The following is a 22,418-nucleotide window of genomic DNA, read 5'->3' as shown; positions in this document are numbered from 1 at the left end:
TCAGCATGACAAGGACCGCCCTCCTCTTCACCACCCTGTTGGCCTCGTTCATCAGCAGCCTCCACGCGCAGGAATTCAAGGAATACCGCAATGCCGAGGTTCAGGACATGGTCTTCTTCGGGGAGACCGTTGCCTACCGCGATTGGGATGCCGCGCGCGTCTTTCCCAATGAGCCGGTGCGCGACGAGATGGGATTGCTCATCAGCACCGGAAGGCCACCAGGCCTGAAGGCATCGCGCCTGCACCAGAAGGTGAATCCGAATGCGCTCCCGTTAGGCGAAGATCCCGCTTGGCAACGTGAGTTCGGCGATCGGGACAAGGACCGTGCGCTCGACATCACCGTCAATGGCCAGGGCTACACGAGCTTGAACCCCGCCGACCCCTGCCTCGATGTGGGCCCGAACCACGTGATCCAGATGATCAATGGCGGCAGCGGCGCGTACTTCCGCATCTACGACAAGAACGGCACGGCCCTCGGCGCACAGGTCTACTTGGACAACTTCGTGAATGCCATCGGCGGCATCAGCAGCTACGGCGGGCTGGGCGACCCCATCGTGCTCTATGATGCGATCGCCGACCGCTGGCTCATGAGCGAGTTCAGCAGCAGCGGGAATCGCATGATCGTGGCCGTTTCCTCCTCGCCGGACCCCACAGGCACCTGGTATGCGTACAGCTTCACGGCGCCCAGCTTCCCCGACTATCCGAAGTACGGCGTGTGGAACTCCATGTACCTGATCACCACCAATGAGTCGCAGTCCGCCACCTATGCGCTCGATCGCACGCGGATGCTGCAGGGCCTCAGCGCCACCGCGCAGCGCTTCACGGTGCCCGATGTGCCGACTATTGGCTTCCAGGCCACCACGCCAATCACGCACGATGGCGGCCCCGCGCCACCGGTTGGTGCCCCCGGTATGTTCATGCGCATGGCCGATGACGGCTGGGGGGCCTCGATCCCCAATGATCGGCTCGAACTGTGGTCGCTGACGGTCGATTTCACCACGCCCGCGAACTCGGTCCTCTCCGGACCGGTATTGCTCGCCACCCAGTCCTTCGATACCGAGCTCTGCGGTTATCAATCGTTCAGTTGCATCCCGCAGCCGGGCACCACCACACGGCTCGACCCCTTGCGCGAGGTGATCATGAACAGGGCGATCTATCGCAATTTCGGGACGCACGAGGCCATCGCCTGCAGCCATGTGACCGACGTGACCGGCACCGACCGCGCGGGAGTGCGCTGGTACGAATTGCGCCGTACCGCGCTGGCGAATCCGTGGAGCATCCATCAGCAGGGCACCTACTCGCCCGATGCCGCCAACCGATGGATGTCGAGCATCGCGATCAATGCCAATGGCGATATCGGCCTGGCATACAATGTTTCCAGCTCCTCGGTGTACCCGAGCATCCGCTATACCGGCCGCTATGCGAGCGATCCGTTGGGGCAGATGACCTTCGCCGAGACGAGCATCGTGGCTGGCACAAGCCGTAACGCCAGCAACCGCTATGGCGATTACAACTCGCTCGATGTGGACCCCGCCGACCAGAGCTTCTGGGGAACGGCCAAGTTCAACACCAGTACCAGCTGGAGCACGCGAATCTTCAAGTTCTCCTTCACGCCGCAGAATGTGAGCGTGTCGCCTCGCGTCCTTCTGGAAGGCCCTTACGACCCAAGCGGCCTGATGAACGATGGGCTGCGCAGCGCGGGCCTCATCCCATTGGCGCAGCCCTTCACGAGCATGGGCTATAGCTTCACGAACGGCGGCGGTGGTGAGACGACCACTGCTCCTGTATTGAGCATCACAGGCGGCAATGCCATCGTTGACTGGGTGATCGTGGAGCTGCGCAGCACTTCGAATCCGGCCACCACCATCACCAGTCGTGCGGCTCTGCTGCAACGCGACGGCGATGTGGTGGAGGTGAATGGCACCGGTGCCGTGGTGATGAACGCGCCACCCGGGAATTACCATGTGGCCATCCGCCATCGCAACCACTTGGGCATCATGACCGCCTCGTCCGTGACGCTCAGCGCTGCACCCGCCACGGTGAATTTCACCGCCGCTGCCACCGCCACCTATGGCACCGATGCGCGAAAGGACCTCGGCGGCGTTCTGGCGATGTGGTCCGGGAACACCGATTTCAGCAGCCAACTGGCATACACCGGAAATCCGAACGACCGCGACCCTATCCTGGTACGAATCGGCGGCACGGTGCCCACCAACACCGTGAACGGCTACTTCAACGAGGATGTGAACATGGATGGCGTGGTGCGCTACACCGGCGACCCCAACGACCGCGACCCCATCCTGGTGAACATCGGAGGCAGCGTCCCCACGAACACCCGCGTGCAGCAGCTGCCTTAGGCCTGCGCCAGCAGCACGCGCGCGTTCTCCAGCGCTTGCTCCGTGACCTTGCGCCCGCTGAGCATGCGCGCGATGGCACCGATGCGCTCTTCGTGCACCAGCGGTGCAATCGAGGTCCTCACCCGATCGCCATCGGCATTCTTGGTCACTTGCAGGTGATGCGCGGCCTTGCTCGCGATCTGCGGCAGATGCGTGATGGCGATCACCTGGCGCTCCTTCCCCATCGCCGACAGCAGCGCACCGACGCGGTCGGCCACTTCGCCGCTCACGCCGGTATCGATCTCATCGAAGACCACCACGGGCAGATCACGCGAACCGGCAGCGAGCGAGATCATGGCGAGCATCACGCGGCTCAGCTCACCGCCGCTGGCCACTTTGTCCAAGGGCGCCGGCGCGCGGTCCTTGTTGGCGGTGAAGAGCGCGCGCACCTGATCGATGCCATAGGGTCCCGGATCGCCGGTGCGGTGATCGAATTGGAACACGGCGTGCGGCATGCCGAGTTGATGCAGCAGCGCCTCGACCTTGTTCGATAGGGGCTTGATCGCCTTGGTGCGGGCCAACGATATTGCCTTGGCCATCTTCGTGTAAGCATCAGCGTGCCGCTTCGTTTCCTTCTCAAGCGCTGAGCAACGCTCGCTGAGGTCCTCGACGGAGGCAACACGGTGCCGGAGCTCCGCGAGGATCGTGAGCAGGCCAGCCTCATCGGGCACGCGGTGCTTCTGCTGGAGGCGGATGAGCAGGTCGATGCGATCACGGAGCTGCTCGGCACGTGCCGGATCGACCTCCACCGAAGCGGCCAGCCGTGCTGCCTCTGAACCGATATCCTTCAACTCGATGGCCGCTCCTTCGATGCGTTGCAACAGACCGGCAAGTTCCGGATCGATGCGGGCCGCCTTTGAGACCAGGGCGCGCAATCGCTGCAACAGCACGGCTGCGCCCTGATCCCCCGATGCGCCTTCCTCGATGGAGCGATAGGCTTCGGCGCGCTCGCCGGCATGCTCCGCCAAGCGCAGCTTCTCCTCGACGCGCGCTTGCTCACCCTCGGTGATGGCGGCCTGCTCCAGTTCTTCCAGTTGGAAGCGCACGAAGTCGGCCTCGGCCAGTGCGCCCTGCTGCTCGGCGCGAGCCTGATCCAACGCGCGTTGCGCTTCGCGCGAATCGGCGAACAGGACGCCAAGCTCCTTCACGGCTCCTTCTTGACCGGCCAATTGATCAACCAAACCGAGTTGGAAGCGCGCATCGTTCAGCAGCAAGGTGTGGTGCTGGCTGTGGATATGGATGAGGCGCTCGCCCAATTCACGCAATTGCTCGAGGCGAACGGGCGTGTCATTCACGAAGGCGCGGGAGCGGCCGCCCGGATCCAGTTGACGGCGCAGCAATGCGCGTTCCTCGAAGGGAAGCTCATTCGATGCGAACCAGGGTTCCAAGCCAAGACCGCTGAGATCCACTTCCAACTCAATCACGCAGCGCTTGGCTGAATCACGCATGAGCCCGGCATCAGCTCGAGCGCCCAAGGTCAGCTCCAGTGCCCCGATCAGGATGCTTTTGCCGCTGCCCGTCTCGCCGGTTATTGCCGTGAGGCCCTGCTGCCATTCGAGCTCCAGGGAGTCGATCAGCAGGTAATTGGTGATGGCGATGCGGGTGAGCATGGGGCGAAGATGCTGGTCGCAAAGGCCATATTGGTTCGCCGCTACCCCCGCATCATGTTCTGGTACTGCCCGATGTGCCCGGGATCGATGATCTGCAGGGTATTGAAGAGCTTGGTCTTCTCGCTGGGGTCGGCGGGCTTGAAGAGCTCCACGAGCTCGTTGTATTTGGCGTTGAAGATCACCTGCAGGTTGTAGCTGGCGGGCTTGGCTTGGTGCACGGTCTTGAGCTTCTCGATGCTAGCGGCGATCTTCCTGCGGGCGGCCGCGGCGTCCTCCGTCATGGTGTCCATGCCCTGGCGGTGGTAGTCGTAGAGCAGTTCGCGCAGGGGGCGGAACACGGCCTGCAGCTGGTTATCGAGCAGCCAATACCGATTTCGCTGCGCCTCGAATGCGCGCCATCCATCCTCACCGCTGTTCTGCGCATTGTTCACCACCTGCTGGGCCTGCGTGTAGAACTCAGCGCCGCCGAGCGGGGAGAACGTGTCTCCATCGAGGCCGAGGATGAAGTAGGCATAGAAGCCGAGCAAGGAGCTGAGGTTGTTGATGTAGCGATCGGGCGAGAATTCGATCTGGGTGTTCTCAAGGAAGTTGAACTTCACCTGTTCATCCACGAGGTCGAGGATCGGGCTGTTGTAGTCGGTACCGAAGACGGGCCGTGCATAAATCACCTGCAATGTGCCCTCGAAGCGGTCGGGCGCCGGTTGGTTGCTGATGGTGAGCAGCAGGTTGAGGTCCACGCGCTCCGCCGGCGCGTAGTTGTAATTGGTGAAGCGCCTTGTATTGAAGAACTCCTTGATGGCGAGCTCCATGCTCCGGATGACGCCGGTTTGCGCTTGGGCGATCTGCGGGGCGATCACGCTCACCTGGCAGTTGAATTCCTGGGCGCGAAGCGCAGGCGGCAGGAGCAAGAGCAGGAGGCAGACGTGGCGAAGCATGGGTCAGAGAAGTTCTTCGAGGCGGTCCAAGATAGCGCGGGCCGCGTGGTGCTTGCTCATCAACGGCAGGACCTGCGGATCCTTGCCCGGCGCCAGCAGCGTGACCTTGTTGGTATCGGATCCGAAGCCAGCGCCGGGATCGCGCAGGCTGTTGAGCACGAGCAGATCGAGATTCTTCCGCACCAGCTTGTCCTTGGCGTTCGCCAATTCATTGTCGGTCTCGAGCGCGAAGCCTACGAGCCGCTGGCCATCGGCTTTGTGTGCGCCCATCCAGGCGAGGATGTCCTCGGTGGGCTCCAGTTCAATGCGGAGCGTTGCCTCCTTCTTCTTCAACTTTTGATCGGCAGCGGATGCCGGGCGGTAATCGGCTACCGCGGCGCACATGATCACGGCATCGGTATGCGGTGCTCGCTGCTTGCAGGCCAGGGCCATCTCCGCCGCGCTGGTCACATCGGTGCGGCGGATGCCGTGCCTTTTCGGCTCAGACCGTACGGCGCCGCAGACGAGTTCCACCTCTGCGCCGCGCAAGGCTGCCTCTTCGGCCAGGGCGAATCCCATCTTGCCGCTGCTGCGGTTTCCGATGTAGCGCACGGGATCAATGGCCTCCTGAGTGCCCCCTGCTGTCACCAGGATGCGCTTGCCCATCAATCGGCTCGTGCCGATAAGCGATTCGTGCAGGGCCCCGATGATCGCTTCGGGCTCGGTCATGCGCCCTTCACCGGTGAGGCCGCTCGCCAGCTCACCGCTTTCCGGGCCGATCATGCGCACACCACGCTCCTGCAGCAAGGCGAGGTTGCCCAGGGTGGCGGGATCCTTCCACATCTCCAGATCCATGGCGGGCGCGGCGAAGACCGGGGTGCTTTGCGGCGTGCTCATCCAGCAGGCCAGCAGGAGGTTGTCGCACAACCCGCGGGCCATCTTGCCCATGGTGTTCGCCGTGGCCGGCGCGATCACCATCACATCGGCCCAGCGCGCGAGCTGCACATGATCATTCCAGGCGCCGCTGCCATCGCGAACGAAGAAATCGGTGAGCACGGGACGCTTGCTCAGGGTCGAGAGCGTGAGCGGTGTCACGAAATCATGGGCCGATGGGGTCATCACCACCTGCACTTCGCAACCGGCCTTCACCAGCAGCCTGACCAACGACGCTGATTTATACGCCGAGATGCCACCCGTGACACCGAGCAGCACCTTGCGGTTCAAGAGGATCTCCACGGAAGCGGAGGATCAAAGGCCGTTCACGCCTTCGGGGCGGGGTCCGCAGCCGGAGCCTCTTCGCCTCCGCGCCTCCAATAGAGCTTGCCCTCCTGGAGCTCCTGGATGGCCATGGCGCCGGGCTTGGGCATGCGCTCGTAGTGCTTGCTCACCTCGATCTGCTCGCGGTTCTCATACACCTCTTCGATGTTCTCTCCACTCATGGCGAACTCTTCGAGCTTGGTGCTCAATTCCTCTTTGATTCGCACGCTGATCTGGTCTGCGCGCCGGCCGAGGATGGCCACGGCCTCATAGACATTGCCGGTCTCGGCATCGAGCTTGGCGACGTCCCGCGTGACGGTGGTCTTGGCGGCTGTGGTGGGTTTGTTGCTCATGGTACGGGGGTGTTCTTCGTGGTCTTTTCGAGTTCGCTCTCCAGTTCCTTGCGCAGCCGTTCGGCTTGATCGCGCTCCACGCCGGCCGGATAGGCGTCGGCGAAATTACGGTATGAGCTCAATGCCTCCCGGATGCGCTCTGCGCGCTTGGCCTCCACGCTGTTGAGTGCCAGTGCGTGGTCGGCTCGAAGGATGCGCAGCATGGCGTCCTCCCGGTAATCGCTGTTGGGGTATTGCCGCATGAATTCCTTGAAGGCCATGCTGGCGGCCTGGTATTGGCGCATATGGAAGTACTGCTCCCCGGCGTGATAGGCCTTCACTTCCAGCTTCGATCGGAGCAGGTCGATCATGTTATTCGTGCTGTCGCGAAGGCCGGTATTGGGGAACCGCACGAGGAACAGCTGGAAACGGTCGATCGCGGTCCGGGTATCCACCTGGTCGAGCTCGTAATTGGGGCTGTTATGGTAATAGCACAAGGCATCGAGGAATGCGCATTCCTCGGCGTGGCGCCCTGTCGGGAAGGTGCGCACGTAGTTCTCGAGGAAATACGAGGCCATCGTATAATCCTTCATCCTGTAATGCGCTGTGGCGTGCAGGTAGGACACCTCCTCGAACTCGGCCGTGCCGCGCTTGAGAAGGATCATCTCCTCGAGCAAGGGGATGGCACGGTCATACGACTTCTTATCGTAGAATTTCTGGGCCACACGCTGCTTCATAGCCAAGCCGGCGGAATCGCCGGGGGCTTTCAGGGCACGATTGAATTCGCTGCAGCCCGCCAATGCGCCCCCACCGAATAAGCCGACCACCACCCAGAGCGCACCGCCCAACAGGCTGGCGCCGAAGAGCATTGGCCTTGGAGCGATTCGGTGGCCTTGGGTCCAGGTCATTCGGGCGGGGCGCGAATATAGCCGCACCGCCTTCACCGCCAGCCGGTTGAAAGCTCCTGATCAACATCCCTTGGCCCTGAAAGGCCCCCGCTACATTTGGCCAGCTTTTCCAGCGCACCCCATGAACGACATCTTCGACAAGCTCCGCAAGGACCTGGGCCATATCGGCCGCCACGCCAAGGACAGCCACGGCTATTTCAGCTTCCCGAAGCTCGAGGGCGAGCTCGGCCCCCACATGACCTTTCGCGGAAAGCGCGTACTGGTCTGGAGCCTCAACAATTACCTCGGGCTGGCCAACCATCCGGAGATCCGCGAAGTGGATGCCCAAGCTGCCAAGGATTGGGGCATGGCCTACCCTATGGGCGCCCGCATGATGAGCGGTCAGACCAAGTACCACGAGCAACTGGAGGATGAGCTGAGCGAATTCATGGGCAAGGAGGACACCTTCCTCCTGAACTACGGCTACCAAGGCTGCATGAGCGCCATTGAAGCGCTGCTCTCCCGGCACGATGTGCTCGTTTACGACAGTGAATGCCACGCCTGCATGATCGACGGCGCGCGCCTGCACATGGGCAAGCGCTTCGTGTTCCAGCACAACGACATGGCCAGCCTGGACAAGCAGCTCGAGAACGCCCGCAAAGTGGTGGCCCAGACCGGAGGCGGCATCATGGTGATGACCGAAGGCGTCTTCGGCATGGCCGGCGACCAAGGCAAGCTGAAGGAGATCGCGGAGCGCAAGGCGAAGTACAACTTCCGCTTGTTCGTCGATGATGCCCATGGCTTCGGCATGGTGGGCCGTGATGGCCGTGGCACCGCGGACGCCCAAGGCGTGCAGGACCAGGTGGATGTGTACTTCGGCACCTTCGCCAAGGCCATGGCCACCATCGGGGCCTTCGTGAGCGGGCCGGAGGATGTGGTCATGTACCTGCGCTACAACATGCGCAGCCAGACCTTCGCCAAGAGCCTGCCCATGCCCGTGGTGATCGGCGCGCTCAAGCGCTTGGAGATGATCCGCACCCGCCCTGAACTGAGCCAGAAGCTCTGGCAGATCACCAAAGCGCTGCAGAGCGGGCTGAAGGAGGCCGGGCTCGACATCGGCGTGACCAACAGCTGCGTGACGCCCGTGCTGATGCATGGCAGCATCCCGGAGGCCACCAATGTGGTGCTCGACCTGCGCGAGAACCACGGCATTTTCTGCAGCATCGTGGTTTACCCGGTTGTACCGAAGGACACCATCCTGCTGCGCCTGATCCCCACCGCCGCGCATACGCTTGAAGATGTGCAGCGCACGATTGACAGCTTCAAAGAGGTGAAGAAGAAGCTGGAGGCCGGGGCGTATAAGGCTGAAAGGGTGGCAGCGATGTAGCAGGAGCTACAATACCAGCACACGTCCCGTCCGGATCGTTCCGTTCTCGAGCACAGAAACGGAATAAACCCCGCTTCCATCCATTTGGAACTCGAGCACGGGATCGGCGGTGCGCTCTTCGGAAATCAACCTCCCCATTGCATCCATCACAGTGATCATCCTCAGCTGCGCATCCACGAACCGCAGTTGGAAGCTGCCCTCGCTCGGATTCGGGCCGATGCTGAAAGAAGGTGCATCTGATGCAGGATCAGGAACACCGGTGAGCATCCCCAGATCATACTGTCGGAAGAATCGCCAGATCTCCTTGCTCGCGCTGAAGTCCTGATTGGTGACCCCGATGGTGAAGGCCGCGCCGGGCCAAGTGTGTCCGCCGTCAAGGACCTTGTAGAACTCCACCGAGCTGCCAGCATCGCCGCCGGTGTACGCGTAATGCTCGGCGGTGCAGCCGTCCGTGGTGCTCACGTTCTGCACAGCGGTGAAACTCGGCGTGGGATTGCAGTTGTTGAACTGCACCCAGCTCGCCACCAGAGGCTCGATCGCGGAGACGCCCGCGCTGCCGTTGTAGATCACCGTAGGATCGGCCGTGCCGTGGATCTGCATCACGGGCATGGGGTGCGCAGGGTCGCATGTGGCCAAACTGACCACATTCATGGTGCCGGTCACGGAGGCGATGGCCGCGAAGCGCTCGCTGCGGAAGCAGGCCAGCTCGTAGCTCATGAAGCCGCCATTGCTCATGCCGGTGCTATAGATCCGGTCAGCGTCGATGCTGTACCCCGAGCTGATGCTATCGATGAGGGCGGTGATGAAGCCGAGGTCATCGGGCGCGGCTAGCCCGAAGGCGTTCCAGAAGCGGTTCCCCTGGCCATCGAGTGTGCCATTGGGCAGCGCCAGGATGAAATCAGCGGTGTCAGCGATCAGGCGGAAGTCGCCGTAGTAGAGCTGCTGCAGGTTGTTGCTGGTATAGCCATGCAGGTTGAAGACCAGGGGCACCGGTGTGCCCGGGCTGTAGATCGCAGGAACATAAAGGATGTAATCCCTTTGAATGCCGCCGTGCTGGATGCTACCGTTGACGATGGTTTGCGCTTCAGCGCGATAAGGCATCGACAGCGCCAATAGCGCTGCAAGGATTGAGGCGTAGGAGATCGAGGGCCGCATCGCCAGTAAGGATTGTCTGGCCAAGTTAGGCCAAGGGGTCGAGCCTACCTTGCACGCGGCTCTCGTAGTCGAAATGATCATGCGCATCGCCGTGTTCTGCGGGGCCAGTGCTGGCCGCGACCCTTTCATCATCCAAGCGGCCAAGGAAATGGGCCGGGCCATCGCCCTGCGTGGCATGGGCGTGGTTTACGGCGGCGGGCATGTGGGCCTCATGGGGGCCGTTGCCGATGCTGCGCTCGAAGCGGGTGGCGAAGTGATCGGCGTGATACCTGGCTTCATGGTGAAGAAGGAGCTCGCGCACACCGGTCTCACGGACCTGATCATCGTGCGCGATATGCACGAGCGGAAAATGCGCATGCACGAGCTCAGCCAAGCCGTGGTGGCACTGCCCGGCGGATTCGGCACCATGGACGAACTCTTCGAACTGCTCACGTGGCGGCAATTGGGCATCCACGCCAAGGCCGTGGGGATACTGAACGTGAATGGCTTCTACGACCCGTTGCTGGCCCAAGCCGCGCGCATGAAAGCCGATGGATTCCTGCATGGCCCCACGCGGATCATCGCAGGATCCGAGGTCGCCCCCCTGCTCGATTCGTTGCTCGCCAACTGAACCAGGTGACGGATAGAGGCGGTTGGTACGCATCTTCGCCATCCGCTTCCGAACCCCTGCAACCATGACCCCTCGTTACGTGTCGCTCCTGTCAGCCGCTTTCCTCTGCGGCGGTGCAATCGCCCAGTCGGGCACCCTTGATCCCTCCTTCGGCAATGCCGGCATCGCCACGCTCCAGCCAGGCAGCCTTCACGATGTAGCCAATGATGTGATCGCGCTGGATGACAATACTTCGCTGATATGCGGCGTGGCCCGTGTCGGGGACCGCAATTCGATCTTCATCGCCCACCTGCTGGAGGATGGCTCGCTTGACCAGGCTTTCGGCACGGACAACGGCTACACCTTCTTCACCATCGGCGAAGAGGCCTATGGTTACGCCATGGCGCGCGACAGCCAGGGCAGCATCTACGTCACCGGGCTGGCTTATCCCACATTCGCGCAGGCCGTGGTCCCATTGGTGCGCACGGACGCCGCGGGCCAGCCTGACGCTTCTTTCGGGAACAACGGTGTGATGACCTACGCCATCAGCGATTCGGAAGCCGAGGCCCGCGGAATCGCCGTGATCGCCGGGGACCGCGTGGTACTGGCCGGAAGCCTCATCGATTCAGGCTTCGACCGCGACGCCTTCATCATGCGCGTGATGGCTGATGGCACGCCCGACGCCAGCTTTGGCGATAGTGGCCTTGCCGTGAACGACAATCATGAAGGCGAGGACCTGCTCACCTGCCTCACCATACTCGACAATGGGAACGCAGTGGGCGCTGGGCATGCCAATGTGAATTTCGAGATGAAGGCCATGCTCTTCATGGTGGACGATCTCGGGGTCCCGGAGAATGCTTTCGGGTTGAATGGCATGGTGATGCCTCCTGTGGGCACTGGGGACCACGCCGCGTGGGGGATCACCGCCGATGAAACGCTCATCTACATCACCGGCTGGTCTGAGTCGGCCACAGGCATCGACCTCCTCTTGTCCGCGATCCGTTCAGATGGCGTGCTCCACCCGTTCTTCAGCGGCGATGGGATCGTCACGCTCAGCGTGAATCCTGTGAATTACGGGTATGACATCAAGCGCTACGGCAATGGCGACCTGGTGGTGTGCGGCACTACCGGGGAGGGCGGCTTCGCTGCTCCGCGTGATTTCATCGTGGCACGCTATACGAGCTTGGGGGATCCGGTCATGTCTTTCGGCACGAACGGCGCCACGGTCACTTCCATCGATGTGGACTTCGACGATGCCAACGCCCTGGACATACAACCAGATGGAAAGCTCCTGCTTGCCGGCTTCACGTCCGGGTTCACGGCTGCAACGGACAACGATATTGCCCTGGTGCGATATGACGTGGATTGGACGCTCGGCGCGAGCCAACCATCGGCCTTTTCGATCTCTCTGAGCCCGAATCCGAGTTTCGGTGACCGCATCACGGTCATGCATTCCTCAATTGGAGCTGCCCAGGCGGTGCTGCTCGATGCGGCCGGTCGAGAGGCCAGGATCTATCGAAGCATCCAACCGAATGCCCAAGTGACCCTGTCGGTTGCGGGTCTGGCTGAGGGCAGGTACACCCTGCGTCTGCAGACCGATGGCCAGGTGCAGCACCATGCACTGGTCGTAGCTCGATGATCCAGGCAATGAGAGGGCCGGCTCGTGCGAGCCGGCCCTTTTCATTCGGGCTGTGCCGGATTATAGTCCAAGCTTCCCGCTAAGGTACTTGTGCACTTTGCCCACGCGCTCCACCTGCCCTTTGGCGGCGAATCGCTCATAGAAGCCGTCGTCGCGGAATTCGCGCTTCTCGTCGCTCCACGCATTGGTGAGGCGCTGGGTCCAGCGCTGCAGGCGGGTATCCTCATCACCACGATCGCGCGCATTGAGGTCGGCGCAAACACGGATGAGCGCTTTGAGCGTGACCGGCTTGGTGACGTGGTAGCGGGGATCGCCCCAGGTATCGCCGAAGGCGGCTTTGGCGGCCTTGAAGAACTCCTGCAGGATCCGGTAGCGCTTCATCACGTTGGCATCGTTCACCTTCTCCCCTTTCTCGAATCCGCGCGCCACCCAGCGGTGCACCTCGTTGAAGAGCTCCGCCTGCATGATCCACTTCTCCTGCTTGCTGCGGTTGCCCAAGCGATTGATGCGGTACTGGAGAGGGCTGCTATCCTCGCTGTATAGGCGCTCGATCACCTTGGCGGCCATGCGCTTGTCGGGCCGTTCCCAGCTCACGCGCTCATACAAGTCGATCAGGTGGCTCTTGTTGATGCGCGTGGGAGTGCTGTTGATGATCACGAACATCTCGGCGGCGAAATCCTCGCTCTCGCCATCGAAGATGATGCAGGGCACATGGATGGTCTTGGCCTCCTGAGGATGCGAGCGCATGTAGAACTCGAGCGCGGCCAGTCGGTGCTGGCCATCGATGATCAGGTACTTGTCCTTTGGCTCCTTCAGGTCGCCGATGTTCTTGGTGTTGCCGATGGGCGAGAAATCGAGGATGTCGCTGCTGAATAGCAGCACCGTGCCGGGGATCGGCGGCTGGGCCACGGCTGTTTCGTAGAAGTTCCGGATCGCCTTGATCTTGCCATGCGACATGGTGCGCTGGAAGGCGGCGTCGCTGCGCTCGATCTTCTGGATGAACCCGGCGATGTCGTCGCCTTTCTTGGCTTCCTCCGGTGCGATGCTCTTTTCCCCTTCGGCATAGAATCGGCTGATGAAGCGGACGCGACGAAGGATATCCTCGGCGGGGTATGAGACGAAGTAGAAGCTGGCGTCTTTCTGGCGGATCTGGGTGGCGATCATGGCAGGTTGTTTACAAGTCGGTTCCGAAAGTAAGTGGCTGGGCGATCCGGCCAAATCAGATGGGCGAAATAGGGCTTCGCCCTGAGGCTCAGAGCCTCACAATCCGCAGGCGCTGAACCACCCCGGATTCGGCCTCCAGCTGAAGGGAATAGATGCCAGCGGGAGCGGATCGCTGCTCAACCAGCAAAAGCGTGCCGGCGGGCTGAGGGCCCCAGCTCTCGACGATGCGCCCGGCAGCATCCAGCAGATGCAGGCTGCGGAGCGCCTGTGCGCCGACCTGTAGGTGCAACTGACCCGGATGCGGGTTCGGCCAGGCTTCGGCCAGCAGATCCGTTTGCCCATACAACCCGGTGCAGACCTCAACGATTAATTCGACCGTGCTGCTGCCGGTGCATTGTCCAGCAGCGGTAGCAGTGAGGGTGATCGGCCAGCTGCCCGGACCCAAAGCCGCGGGGTTCACCGCCACGAAATCGCCTTCGCCCTGGGCCGCGCCGGTCCATGTGCCAGCTGGGCTACCAATGACCAGCACCTCCGTGAGGTTGTCGCACAGGATGCCGGTCGATTCAATCTCCACCGTGGTGGCGGGCAGTACGGTAATGGACTGCTCCAGTGCCATCAGCTGGCAGCCATCGGCTCCGGTCCAGAGATAGCTCACGTAGTGTGTGCCGACCCCCGCCGTCATCGGGTCGAATGCGCCATCACTGGCGATCGGCGCCCCCCATTCCCCTCCTTCGGGAAAGCCGGTGAAGAGCACCGGGTCATCCGTGGGGCATAGTTCCAGGTTATTGCCCGGGACCACCTCCGCCGCATCGAACACCTTGATGGCCGCTACTTCCGATCCGAGGCACCCGGCCATACTCGCGGTATAGGTGATCAAGTAGGCGCCAGCCGCCACCGAACCCGGATCAAAGCTCGACCCCACAATGCCAGGGCCAGCCCAGATTCCCCCCTCGGGCAACACCAGTGGCACCAAATCGAGTGGATCGCTGGTAGCACAGAGTATCGGAAGCTCCTCAATCTCAATATCCGGGAACTGGTCGTTCACCACTATGTACAGCGTATCGAAGCCAGAGCATTGCGTGGGAACGATCGGGTCAGCAATCATCACCACAGCATAAGTGCCCGCGCCTTGGGCCGGCAGGAAGGTGGCCCCGGATGAGTTCCATGAAGCGATATCGCCGGACCAGTAAGGGAACGGGTTGACCGTGCTGCCCGTGATCAACTGCGGTCCGCTGTTCACGCAGAATGGCCCGACCGGATCAATGCTCACCGGAACCGGGATCTGCATCTGAATCGGGAAGGACTCGAACATGCAGCTCTCGCCGGTATGATCCGTGAACATGGCCCCAACGATGCCACCAGGAAAGATGGCGGGATCGAAGACCCCATCTGGTCCGGCGCCGAACCAAGTGACGCCTGCGGGCGCTGAGGTGAGTTGGATCGGCGGCTCATTGCGGCAATATGCATCGCCGAGGGAGGGGCTCACGGTGGGTTCTTCCACAACCATGATCAAGGCCAGATCGCCCACAGCGCACCCACCCGGATCGTAACCGGTGTATGCGAGGGTGAAAGTGCCGGAGCCGACCAGCATCTGCCGCAACAACTCATTCTGGAACACTCCTGGGCCAAACCATTGTCCGCTAGGAGGTTGTGCTTCTGGCAAAGGCACCTCATTCCCGAATTTGCACAAGGGCTCCAAGGCGGGCAGCAGGGCGGGGGCAGCAGCTGGCTGAACAGTGTTGAGGAGCAGCAGCCAATCTTCGTCGAAGCGCATCACCAGATCGTCCTGGCCGTCTGCATTGAAATCGGCCAGGATCAAATCCGCTCCGCGTGGCATTTCGGGCAATTCCTGGCGATGGCTGATCGCCCCGACGTTAGCGACCCAATGGGCATAGCGCGGCTGAGCACCCGGGTTGTTGGGCACACACACATAACCGGCGCCGGACCCGCAACCCAAGTTGCCGAATGCCGCCGGGCCTGCAGTGGTCCAAGGCTCCAACTCGTGCAGTGGCCAAGCTCCCCATGTTCCGCCTTCTTCCAGCGGATTCTCCCGCCAGAACAAGATGTTCGTGAAGCCCGTTTCCACGATATCGAGGTCACCATCGCCATCCAAGTCGATCAGGCGCGCTTCCATGAACCAGTCGGGCGCATCGAAGAGCATAAGCGTGTCCGCTAGCCAGGCCGTTCCGTCACCGTCCACGTTGCGCAGCACGATCACTGCATTGCTCCCATCCTGCACCACAAGATCATTTCCGCCTTCCAGATCCATATCACCGCTCGCCACAAAGGCAGGCAGCGCACCGGTAACCAGGGGTCCGATGGGGTTGAGCACGCCGAAAGCGCCTCCGGTGTTCGTTGCCAAGAACAGTTGCTTCTCCTCGATTCCGGGTGCGGCCGCTACCACGATATCATTCAATCCATCGCCCGTGAGCTCAGCCAGCTCAATGCGCAATGCATCAAGCCCCTGCGATGCGTGGTCCCAAAGCGCGACCGGAGGCGAGAATCCCCCGGAGCCATTGTTAATGGAACATGAGAGCGAACCATTTGAACTGAAGGCCAGGTCCGGCGAGCCATCACCGGTAAGGTCGCCCATGGCCCACGTTGAAACGCTTCCAGCTTCCGACAAGAGCACGGCAGCGGCTCCAAATGCGCCGAGGCCATCAGCATTCGGGTACATCACGAAGCCGAGCCCGGATTCAACCCGCACCAGGTCCAGGCTCCCGTCGTGGTTGGCATCGATGGCCCGGAATGCCTCGAAGCCTCCATTTGGGACCACGATCTCAGGCGCGGCGAATTGGGCTGTGGATAAGCCGGGGAATAGGCCCAAAGGCATTAGAAAGGTGGCGCGCATCTGGGGTGGCTAAGGGTGCCGATTGGCTCTGGACCACGAATATACCGGCCTTGGCCTATCGGCCACCCAGTCAGGCGCAGATCACCGGGATCCGGGCCTCATTCGCGAGGATCCGCTCCTTCTCTGGATCCGCGATATAGCGGAACTCGTCGCTGGCCATGGCCATGACGGCGATCGCGCCGGCGCCGACGCGCTGGGCGTACTCAATGGTTGCCTTGGCGAAGCCCACGCTGAACGAGGTGGATGGCTCGTTGACCTCAGCGTGGCGAATCCCGTCAGACTCGAGGCGCTCAAGCATGTGCAGCTTGTTCCTCAGCAGCTCATCACTGGGCTGCTCTCCTGGCCTTACGAGCTGGAACACATCGACCTCAGCGGCCCAAGCCTTGGCGAGGACGCACACGATGTCGATCAAGCGCTCGATATCCTGATGGCTGGCTACCGGCATCACGATCCGGGTGAGCTCCTTATCGAGTGGGGCCTCCGCCTGCACCACATAGCATGGCACGGCCGATCGCCTGACAAGCTTCAGGATATCCGCACCGAAGATCGATTGGCGCAAGCCCTTGGGCCCGTGGGTGCCCATCACCAGCAGCTGATGGCCGCGGCGGCTCTCTGCGGCGATCTCCTCCATGAAATCGCCATCGGGGAGCAGGATCCTGGGCTCGCCGACGCCGGCTTGGTCGAGAGTTTCGCGGATCGCTTGCTCCACCTTCGACTTCGCTTCCGGATCGCGTTGGCCTTTCCCGACCACGTGCAGCACGCTCACGCGAGCCCCCAAACGATTTCCCATGGCGCAAGCGTGGTGCAACGCCGCATCTGAAGCCGGCGTGAGGTCGGTGGTGCAGAGGATATCAGCCATGGCGAATGTGCGGGCCAAGATACCCGTACGGCTCGTCGCTGGGGCATCAGGCTTCATCGCAACCCACGGATCCTGAGCCGATGGTCTTCAACGCGCAAGGCTTTAGCGCATACTTTGGCGCGATCCGATCCCCATGAGAACCACTCTTTTCGCCGTTGCGATGCTCACCGGACTTGGCACCCAAGCCCAGTTGAACATCGATTTCGTAGGCCAACTCAACTACCAGACGCTCCGCAACAGCAACCTCAGCAACCTCTGGGGCTACACGGACGAGTTCGGCAACGAGTACGCGCTCATGGGCGTTTGCGGCACCAATGCACAGAACCCAGGCGGCCTCAGCGTGGTGAGCCTGGCCGACCCTACCGACCCGCAGGAGGTCTTCTTCTTTCCCGGCCCGCCCAGCATCTGGCGCGAGATCAAGGTGTGGGGGGATCACGCCTACGTGACCACCGAAGCCGAAGACGGTGAATTGGTCATCGTTGACCTCAGCCCGCTTCCACAGAGCACCGACCTCCCGGCCATCGTGTGGGACGCGCCCACCTGGAGCACCTCGCATTCGCTCTTCATCGACGAGAACGGCCGCTTGTACATCCATGGGGCCAACACCGGCAACGGCGGCGTGATCATGTACGACCTCACCCAAGACCCGATGAACCCGGTGCAGGTGGGCCAATTCGACAACTGGTACTGCCACGACAGCTTCGCGCGCGGCGACACGCTCTACGCAGCGCACATCTATGACGGGTTCTTCTCCATCGTGGATGTGTCCGACCCTGCGGCTCCCGTGCTGCTGGGCACCAAGAGCACCCCGAGCGATTTCACCCACAACACCTGGCTCGATTCGAGCGGTGATTACCTATTCACCACCGATGAGCGCACCAATGCCTACGTGGGCGCCTACGATGTGAGTGACCCCACGGACATCACCGAAGTGGACCGGCTGCGAAGCGACAACGGGTCCGGCGCCATCCCGCACAACACCTATTGGCTCAATGGCTACGCCGTCACCTCCTATTACACCTTCGGTGTCACCATCTACGATGTGAGCGACCCGCACAACATGGTGGAAGTGGGGAACTACGACACTTCTCCGCTCACCGGCGATGGCTTCAACGGGGCGTGGGGCGTTTACCCCTACTTCCCATCGGGCAATCTGATCATCTCCGACATGCAATTGGGCCTGTTCGTGCTGGCGCCCACCTACGTGCAAGCCTGTTGGCTGGAAGGCCCGGTGACCAACTCGCTGACCTCGGCACCGGTGGCCAACGCAACGGTGCAGATCACGGGGACCTCCTCCGAGGATATCACCGGGGTCGACGGCCAGTACGCCACCGGCTACCACACCGCCGGGACCTATTCGGTGACCGCCACCGCTCCGGGCTATCTCCCGACCACGATCAACGGGGTGACGCTGGTGAACGGGCAGGTGACCGTGCAGCCCATTGAGCTCGAGCCCTTGGTGCCGTTCGATGTCACGGTCAACGTTTCCACATTGGGTAGCGGCCTTCCCGTTGAAGGAGCCACCGTTCAGATCACGAGCGGTACTTATGCGTACAGCGGCGCCACCGGCCCTGATGGCAATTGCACCCTACAAGGGGTCTTCGCCGACGACTATTCCATCACCGCAGGTCGATGGGGGTGGCATACCGGGTGCCCAGCGCCTGTGGCCATGAACCCGGGCAGCAGCAGCTTCCAAGTGCAGCTCGAACCGGGCTATGCCGATGATTTCGCGCTCGATCTGGGCTGGACGTTGATGGGTGATGCCAGCTCCGGCCAATGGGAACGGGGCGCTCCGGTGGCAACGACCCTGGGCAATGATCCGAGCAATCCTGGCGCTGACGTGCCCGGCGACTGCGGCGCGAACGCATACGTGACCGGCCTCAGCGGCGGCGGCGCCGGGGACAACGATGTGGATGGCGGCAGCACATCGCTGACCTCTCCGCTGTTCGATGCCGTCGGTGCAGGCATTGCCCACGTGCGGTATCGCCGGTGGTTCGTCAATGGCGGGGGCAGTGGTAGCCCGAATGATGAGTTGACCTTAAGGCTTGACAACGGTGCAAGCACCGTGACGCTTGAGACGGTGACCGAAAGCAGCACGGGGAACGGCTCTTGGTTGCCCCGCGACTTCCGGATCGACGACTTCCTCCCACCCACCGCGACCATGCGTTTCATCGCTTCAACCGCGGATGAAAGCCCGGGTCATGTGGTGGAAGCCGGCCTCGATCTGTTTGAGTTGTACTTCGTGGATGATACGGGCATCGAAGAACTGGAGCGCGGCGTGATGGCCTCGCCGAACCCCAGCGCTGGCCCTGTTGTGCTGCGCGCCACCGGCTTCGTGCCCGCCTATGTCCAAGTGCTCGATCAGTCCGGCCGCATAGTGGCCCAGCAGTCTTGGATGGGATCCGGGACGCTCGAAGCCGATTGGGGATTGGCGCCCGGAGCGTACCTGCTGATCGTGCGCGATGGCATCGGACGCCAAGCGCGTGATCGGCTCGTGATCGAGCGTTAGCGCTTTTCCTCCGCCCCAGCGCAGTGCTCCAGGATCATCTGGTCCACCTCTGGGATTTCCGCCATCGCTTTGGCCAGGCTCAGATCGTCGCACGCCTTGGCGCGCTCGCCTTTACGAAGCCTCAGGACGGCCCGCGTGCGCAGCGTAAAGGGATTGCTCGGGTAATTGCGCAGGCTCCGCTCGAGTGCGGCCCAAGCCTCATCATCGCGCCCGAGCTTGGTGTAGGCGTAGGCCTTATGACCCAGCGAGTAGGGTTCGTCCTTGTCGGAGGAGAGCGCACGATCAGCCATGGTGATCGCCTCCTCGTAACGGCCAAGCATGTTCAGCTCGTTCGCGCGATTGGCCCAATTGCCCATATCGCCGGGATCCAGTTCGCATAACCGTTCCAGCACCCGCAAGGCTTCTGCGTGCTGCCCCTCGCCGTCGTACAGCCCTGCGAGGGTCCGCAAGGCGGCAATGTCCTCGAGCCCCAAGGCCCAGGCCTGCGCAAGATCGGCGGCGGCTTCGGCGTAGTGCTTCCGTTCGGCGCGAGCCTCGCCGCGCACGTTGAGGGCCTTGGCCTTGCTGCGGTCGTTGCGCGCATATTGGATTGCACGGGCCCCGTGGAATTCGGCCCGGTCGCTGTCGTTGGCCTGCAGGGAATAGATCCCGCGCTGGAAATGCGCCTCGCCATTCGTGCTGTCCAAGCGGAGCGCGCGGTCGATGTCCTGCACGAAGCGCTCCATGCGATCGAGTTTGTAATAGGCGCGTGATCGAGCGATCAGCGTGGCCGGGGTGGCCTCGCGCTTCACCGCCTCATCGAAGATGGCCAGTGCCCTCTGGGGCTTGTCAGCATCGAGGAGTGAATCGCCCCGGATCAGCAGGAGCTGCACGCTTTGCGCGTCCGCCCGGGGCGGAATGCCGCACGCTATGGCCAGCATTGAAACCAGAACGAGGGTGCGCGGGCCGGGCTTCACATGATGCTTCATCCGGCGTCTAATGTAAAGGGAGCGAGCCGCCATTGCTCGGGGTCACCAACTGCCGCCTGCCCCGCCACCGCCGAATCCGCCGCCACCGAATCCGCCGAAACCGCTCCCGCCCGAGAACCCGCCGCCGCGATGCCCCCCGCCCGAGCGGTTCATCTGGCTCAAGAGCCACATCGCGGTCCAGAAATCAATCCGGTTCGTGCGCGCGTACCGGTTCACCCGCCCGCGCCAGGCCAGTACCATGATCAGCACGATCACGAGCATCACGACGAATGCACCCCAAGGGATTCTGCTGCGGCCGTAGTGCGCATGATCGTATTCGCCTTTGGCCAAGGGGAAGATCACATCAAGCGCCGCTTCGATGCCCGCCGCGAATTCGCCTTGCTTGAAATGCGGCAGCACCTCCTGCTCGATGATCCGCCGGCAAGTGGCATCGGGGATGGCACCCTCAAGCCCGTAACCGGTTGCGATGAAGACCTTGCGTGTGCCTGCGCTGCCGGTGGGCTTGATCAGGAAGACAATGCCGTTATCGAATCCGTTATGCCCGATGCCCCAGCGATGCCCTATGCCCGTGGCCAGTGCGGCTGGCTCCTCGCCACAAAGAGTATCCACGATGAGTACCAGCACTTGATTGCTCGTCTCACGGGCAAAGGCCGTTAGTCGCCCGTTGATGCGCTCCTGCTCCTCCGAGCTCAGGATGGGCGCATAGGCCCAGAGCAAGCGGTCCTGCTCACCGGCTGTTGGCGCCTGCGCATCGCAGGGGAAATTGGCTGCGCTCAGCGCGACCGGAGCCACCACGCCCAGTGCGAGCAGCAGCGCTTTCATCGGCGGAAGCTCACTTCGTTGCTCAACTCATTCCGGTCATCGCGCTGCAGCGGATGCAAGTCGCGCAGCTTCTCTCCGACGAGCATGACCGCCTCGCAAAGCCCCTCGGCATGGCGGCCGGCCGCGAAGTGAAGCCGCAACACGCCGAGCACGTCGTGCCAGAAGCGCTCCGGCACATGGTCGTTGATGCCCTTGTCGCCGATCACGGCTGCTTTGTGATCGGCCACGCTCACGTAGATGAGCACGCCATTGCGGTCCTTGGTGCGTTGCATGCCCAGTTCCTCGAATACAAAGGCCGCATGATCCAGAACATCCTCTTCGATGTGGTCCTCGAGGTGAACCCTGATCTCTCCGCTGGTTCGCCGCTCCGCTTCGATGATTGCCGCAGCCACCAGTTCCCGCTCACCGGCGGTGAGGAATTCCTCGGCGGTGTTGGCGCTCACTGGAAGGAGATGTCCGGGGCGTTCTCCGTGCCTTCCTGGGCCGAGAAGCCCTCCTTCGGCGTGAAGCCCATCCAATTGGCGATGATGCTCCCCGGGAACATGGCGATCCGGGTGTTGTAATCGGCCACGGCTTCGTTGAAGCGCCCCCTTTCTGTGGCGATGCGGTTCTCCATGCCCTCATACTGCGCTTGGAAATCCCTGAAGCTCTCCACTGCCTTCAAGGTTGGGTAGTTCTCAACCAGCAAACGTCCGATGGCACCGCCCAGATCGCGCTGCGCCTGCTCAAAGGCCTTGATCTTCTCCGGGGTAAGGTCATTGGCGTCCACCTTCAATTCAATGGCCCGTTGGCGGGCAGCTACCACGTCCTTCAAGGTCTGGCTCTCGTAATCGGCGGCCCCTTTCACGATTTCCAGCAGGTTCTTCGTCTTGTCCGCACGGGCTTGGTACGCCACTTCAACCTGCCCCCACTGCTTGGTGATGGCGATGTTCGCGCGCTTCATTCCGTTGCTGGCGCTGATGGCCCATATCAGGACGATGCCGATCAGGCCGCCGACAATGATCAATCCAAGGTACTTCCTCATGGTTATTGCTCGTTTGCGCGGCGAATGTACCTGCGCATGATGGCAGCTTGGCCGC

At 62.2% G+C, this 22,418-nt stretch carries 18 protein-coding genes; 5 read left to right on the top strand and 13 right to left on the bottom strand.

The genetic code is table 11. From position 1 onward, the window contains the following. Positions 1-5 precede the first annotated feature (5 nt). On the top strand, positions 6-2,357 hold the full coding sequence (locus tag IPM12_10825; GenBank protein ID MBK9148293.1) for a hypothetical protein: 2,352 nt from the start codon (positions 6-8) through the stop codon (positions 2,355-2,357). Here IPM12_10825 and recN read toward each other — a convergent pair. The 5 genes from recN to bamD are packed head-to-tail and all read right to left on the bottom strand — an operon-like array spanning position 2,354 to position 7,417. Beyond that, a complete protein-coding gene (gene recN, locus IPM12_10820; protein MBK9148292.1) occupies positions 2,354-4,006 on the bottom strand; it encodes a DNA repair protein RecN in 1,653 nt (550 codons plus the stop codon). The genes IPM12_10825 and recN overlap by 4 nt on opposite strands. A 41-nt stretch (positions 4,007-4,047) precedes the next feature. Continuing rightward, complete coding sequence (locus IPM12_10815) at positions 4,048-4,941, bottom strand: DUF4835 family protein (protein MBK9148291.1); 894 nt, start codon at positions 4,939-4,941, stop codon at positions 4,048-4,050. A 3-nt stretch (positions 4,942-4,944) separates the two neighbouring features. Further along, complete coding sequence (gene coaBC, locus IPM12_10810) at positions 4,945-6,156, bottom strand: bifunctional phosphopantothenoylcysteine decarboxylase/phosphopantothenate--cysteine ligase CoaBC (protein ID MBK9148290.1); 1,212 nt, start codon at positions 6,154-6,156, stop codon at positions 4,945-4,947. A 23-nt stretch (positions 6,157-6,179) separates the two neighbouring features. After that, on the bottom strand, positions 6,180-6,530 hold the full coding sequence (locus tag IPM12_10805; GenBank protein ID MBK9148289.1) for a DNA-directed RNA polymerase subunit omega: 351 nt from the start codon (positions 6,528-6,530) through the stop codon (positions 6,180-6,182). Then, complete coding sequence (bamD, locus tag IPM12_10800; protein ID MBK9148288.1) at positions 6,527-7,417, bottom strand: outer membrane protein assembly factor BamD; 891 nt, start codon at positions 7,415-7,417, stop codon at positions 6,527-6,529. The genes IPM12_10805 and bamD overlap by 4 nt, the downstream gene beginning before the upstream one ends. A gap of 121 nt (positions 7,418-7,538) precedes the next feature. Between bamD and IPM12_10795 the strand changes: the two genes are divergently transcribed. Continuing rightward, a complete protein-coding gene (locus IPM12_10795) occupies positions 7,539-8,783 on the top strand; it encodes an aminotransferase class I/II-fold pyridoxal phosphate-dependent enzyme (protein MBK9148287.1) in 1,245 nt (414 codons plus the stop codon). Between the two features lie 6 nt (positions 8,784-8,789). Here IPM12_10795 and IPM12_10790 read toward each other — a convergent pair whose 3' ends face one another. Next, positions 8,790-9,938 carry a prolyl oligopeptidase family serine peptidase gene (locus IPM12_10790; GenBank protein MBK9148286.1) on the bottom strand — a complete coding sequence of 383 codons (1,149 nt, stop codon included), beginning with the start codon at positions 9,936-9,938 and terminating at the stop codon, positions 8,790-8,792. A 76-nt stretch (positions 9,939-10,014) separates the two neighbouring features. Here IPM12_10790 and IPM12_10785 point away from each other — a divergent pair, with 76 nt between their 5' ends. Together IPM12_10785 and IPM12_10780 are read left to right on the top strand one after the other, a co-directional pair. Beyond that, positions 10,015-10,548: a TIGR00730 family Rossman fold protein gene (locus IPM12_10785; protein ID MBK9148285.1), complete on the top strand. Its 534-nt coding sequence runs from the start codon at positions 10,015-10,017 to the stop codon at positions 10,546-10,548. 64 nt (positions 10,549-10,612) lie between these two features. Further along, positions 10,613-12,166 (top strand): T9SS type A sorting domain-containing protein, encoded by a 1,554-nt coding sequence (locus tag IPM12_10780; GenBank protein MBK9148284.1) that lies wholly within the window; start codon positions 10,613-10,615, stop codon positions 12,164-12,166. 60 nt (positions 12,167-12,226) lie between these two features. Here the strand turns inward: IPM12_10780 and IPM12_10775 are convergent, their stop codons facing one another. The 3 genes from IPM12_10775 to IPM12_10765 form a co-directional block, all read right to left on the bottom strand. Continuing rightward, on the bottom strand, positions 12,227-13,330 hold the full coding sequence (locus IPM12_10775) for a DGQHR domain-containing protein (protein ID MBK9148283.1): 1,104 nt from the start codon (positions 13,328-13,330) through the stop codon (positions 12,227-12,229). Between the two features lie 88 nt (positions 13,331-13,418). Further along, positions 13,419-16,181 carry a VCBS repeat-containing protein gene (locus tag IPM12_10770; protein ID MBK9148282.1) on the bottom strand — a complete coding sequence of 921 codons (2,763 nt, stop codon included), beginning with the start codon at positions 16,179-16,181 and terminating at the stop codon, positions 13,419-13,421. 70 nt (positions 16,182-16,251) lie between these two features. Next, positions 16,252-17,040 carry a universal stress protein gene (locus tag IPM12_10765; GenBank protein ID MBK9148281.1) on the bottom strand — a complete coding sequence of 263 codons (789 nt, stop codon included), beginning with the start codon at positions 17,038-17,040 and terminating at the stop codon, positions 16,252-16,254. Positions 17,041-17,173: 133 nt separating this feature from the next. Here IPM12_10765 and IPM12_10760 point away from each other — a divergent pair, with 133 nt between their 5' ends. Further along, positions 17,174-19,549, top strand: a complete 2,376-nt coding sequence (locus IPM12_10760) for a choice-of-anchor B family protein (GenBank protein ID MBK9148280.1) — start codon at positions 17,174-17,176, stop codon at positions 19,547-19,549. Here IPM12_10760 and IPM12_10755 read toward each other — a convergent pair. The 4 genes from IPM12_10755 to IPM12_10740 are packed head-to-tail and all read right to left on the bottom strand — an operon-like array spanning position 19,546 to position 22,363. Next, positions 19,546-20,517: a tetratricopeptide repeat protein gene (locus IPM12_10755; GenBank protein ID MBK9148279.1), complete on the bottom strand. Its 972-nt coding sequence runs from the start codon at positions 20,515-20,517 to the stop codon at positions 19,546-19,548. The two genes, IPM12_10760 and IPM12_10755, sit on opposite strands and share 4 nt — an antisense overlap. 42 nt (positions 20,518-20,559) lie before the next feature. After that, on the bottom strand, positions 20,560-21,339 hold the full coding sequence (locus IPM12_10750; protein MBK9148278.1) for a TPM domain-containing protein: 780 nt from the start codon (positions 21,337-21,339) through the stop codon (positions 20,560-20,562). Next, on the bottom strand, positions 21,336-21,782 hold the full coding sequence (locus tag IPM12_10745; protein ID MBK9148277.1) for a TPM domain-containing protein: 447 nt from the start codon (positions 21,780-21,782) through the stop codon (positions 21,336-21,338). The genes IPM12_10750 and IPM12_10745 overlap by 4 nt, the downstream gene beginning before the upstream one ends. After that, positions 21,779-22,363: a LemA family protein gene (locus tag IPM12_10740; GenBank protein ID MBK9148276.1), complete on the bottom strand. Its 585-nt coding sequence runs from the start codon at positions 22,361-22,363 to the stop codon at positions 21,779-21,781. Before IPM12_10740 ends, IPM12_10745 begins: the two co-directional genes overlap by 4 nt. Positions 22,364-22,418: the final 55 nt, after the last annotated feature.

This window comes from Flavobacteriales bacterium, assembly GCA_016716605.1.
Classification (GTDB): Bacteria; Bacteroidota; Bacteroidia; order Flavobacteriales_F; family PHOS-HE28; genus PHOS-HE28.
This window is presented reverse-complemented; position numbering and strand designations above follow the sequence as displayed.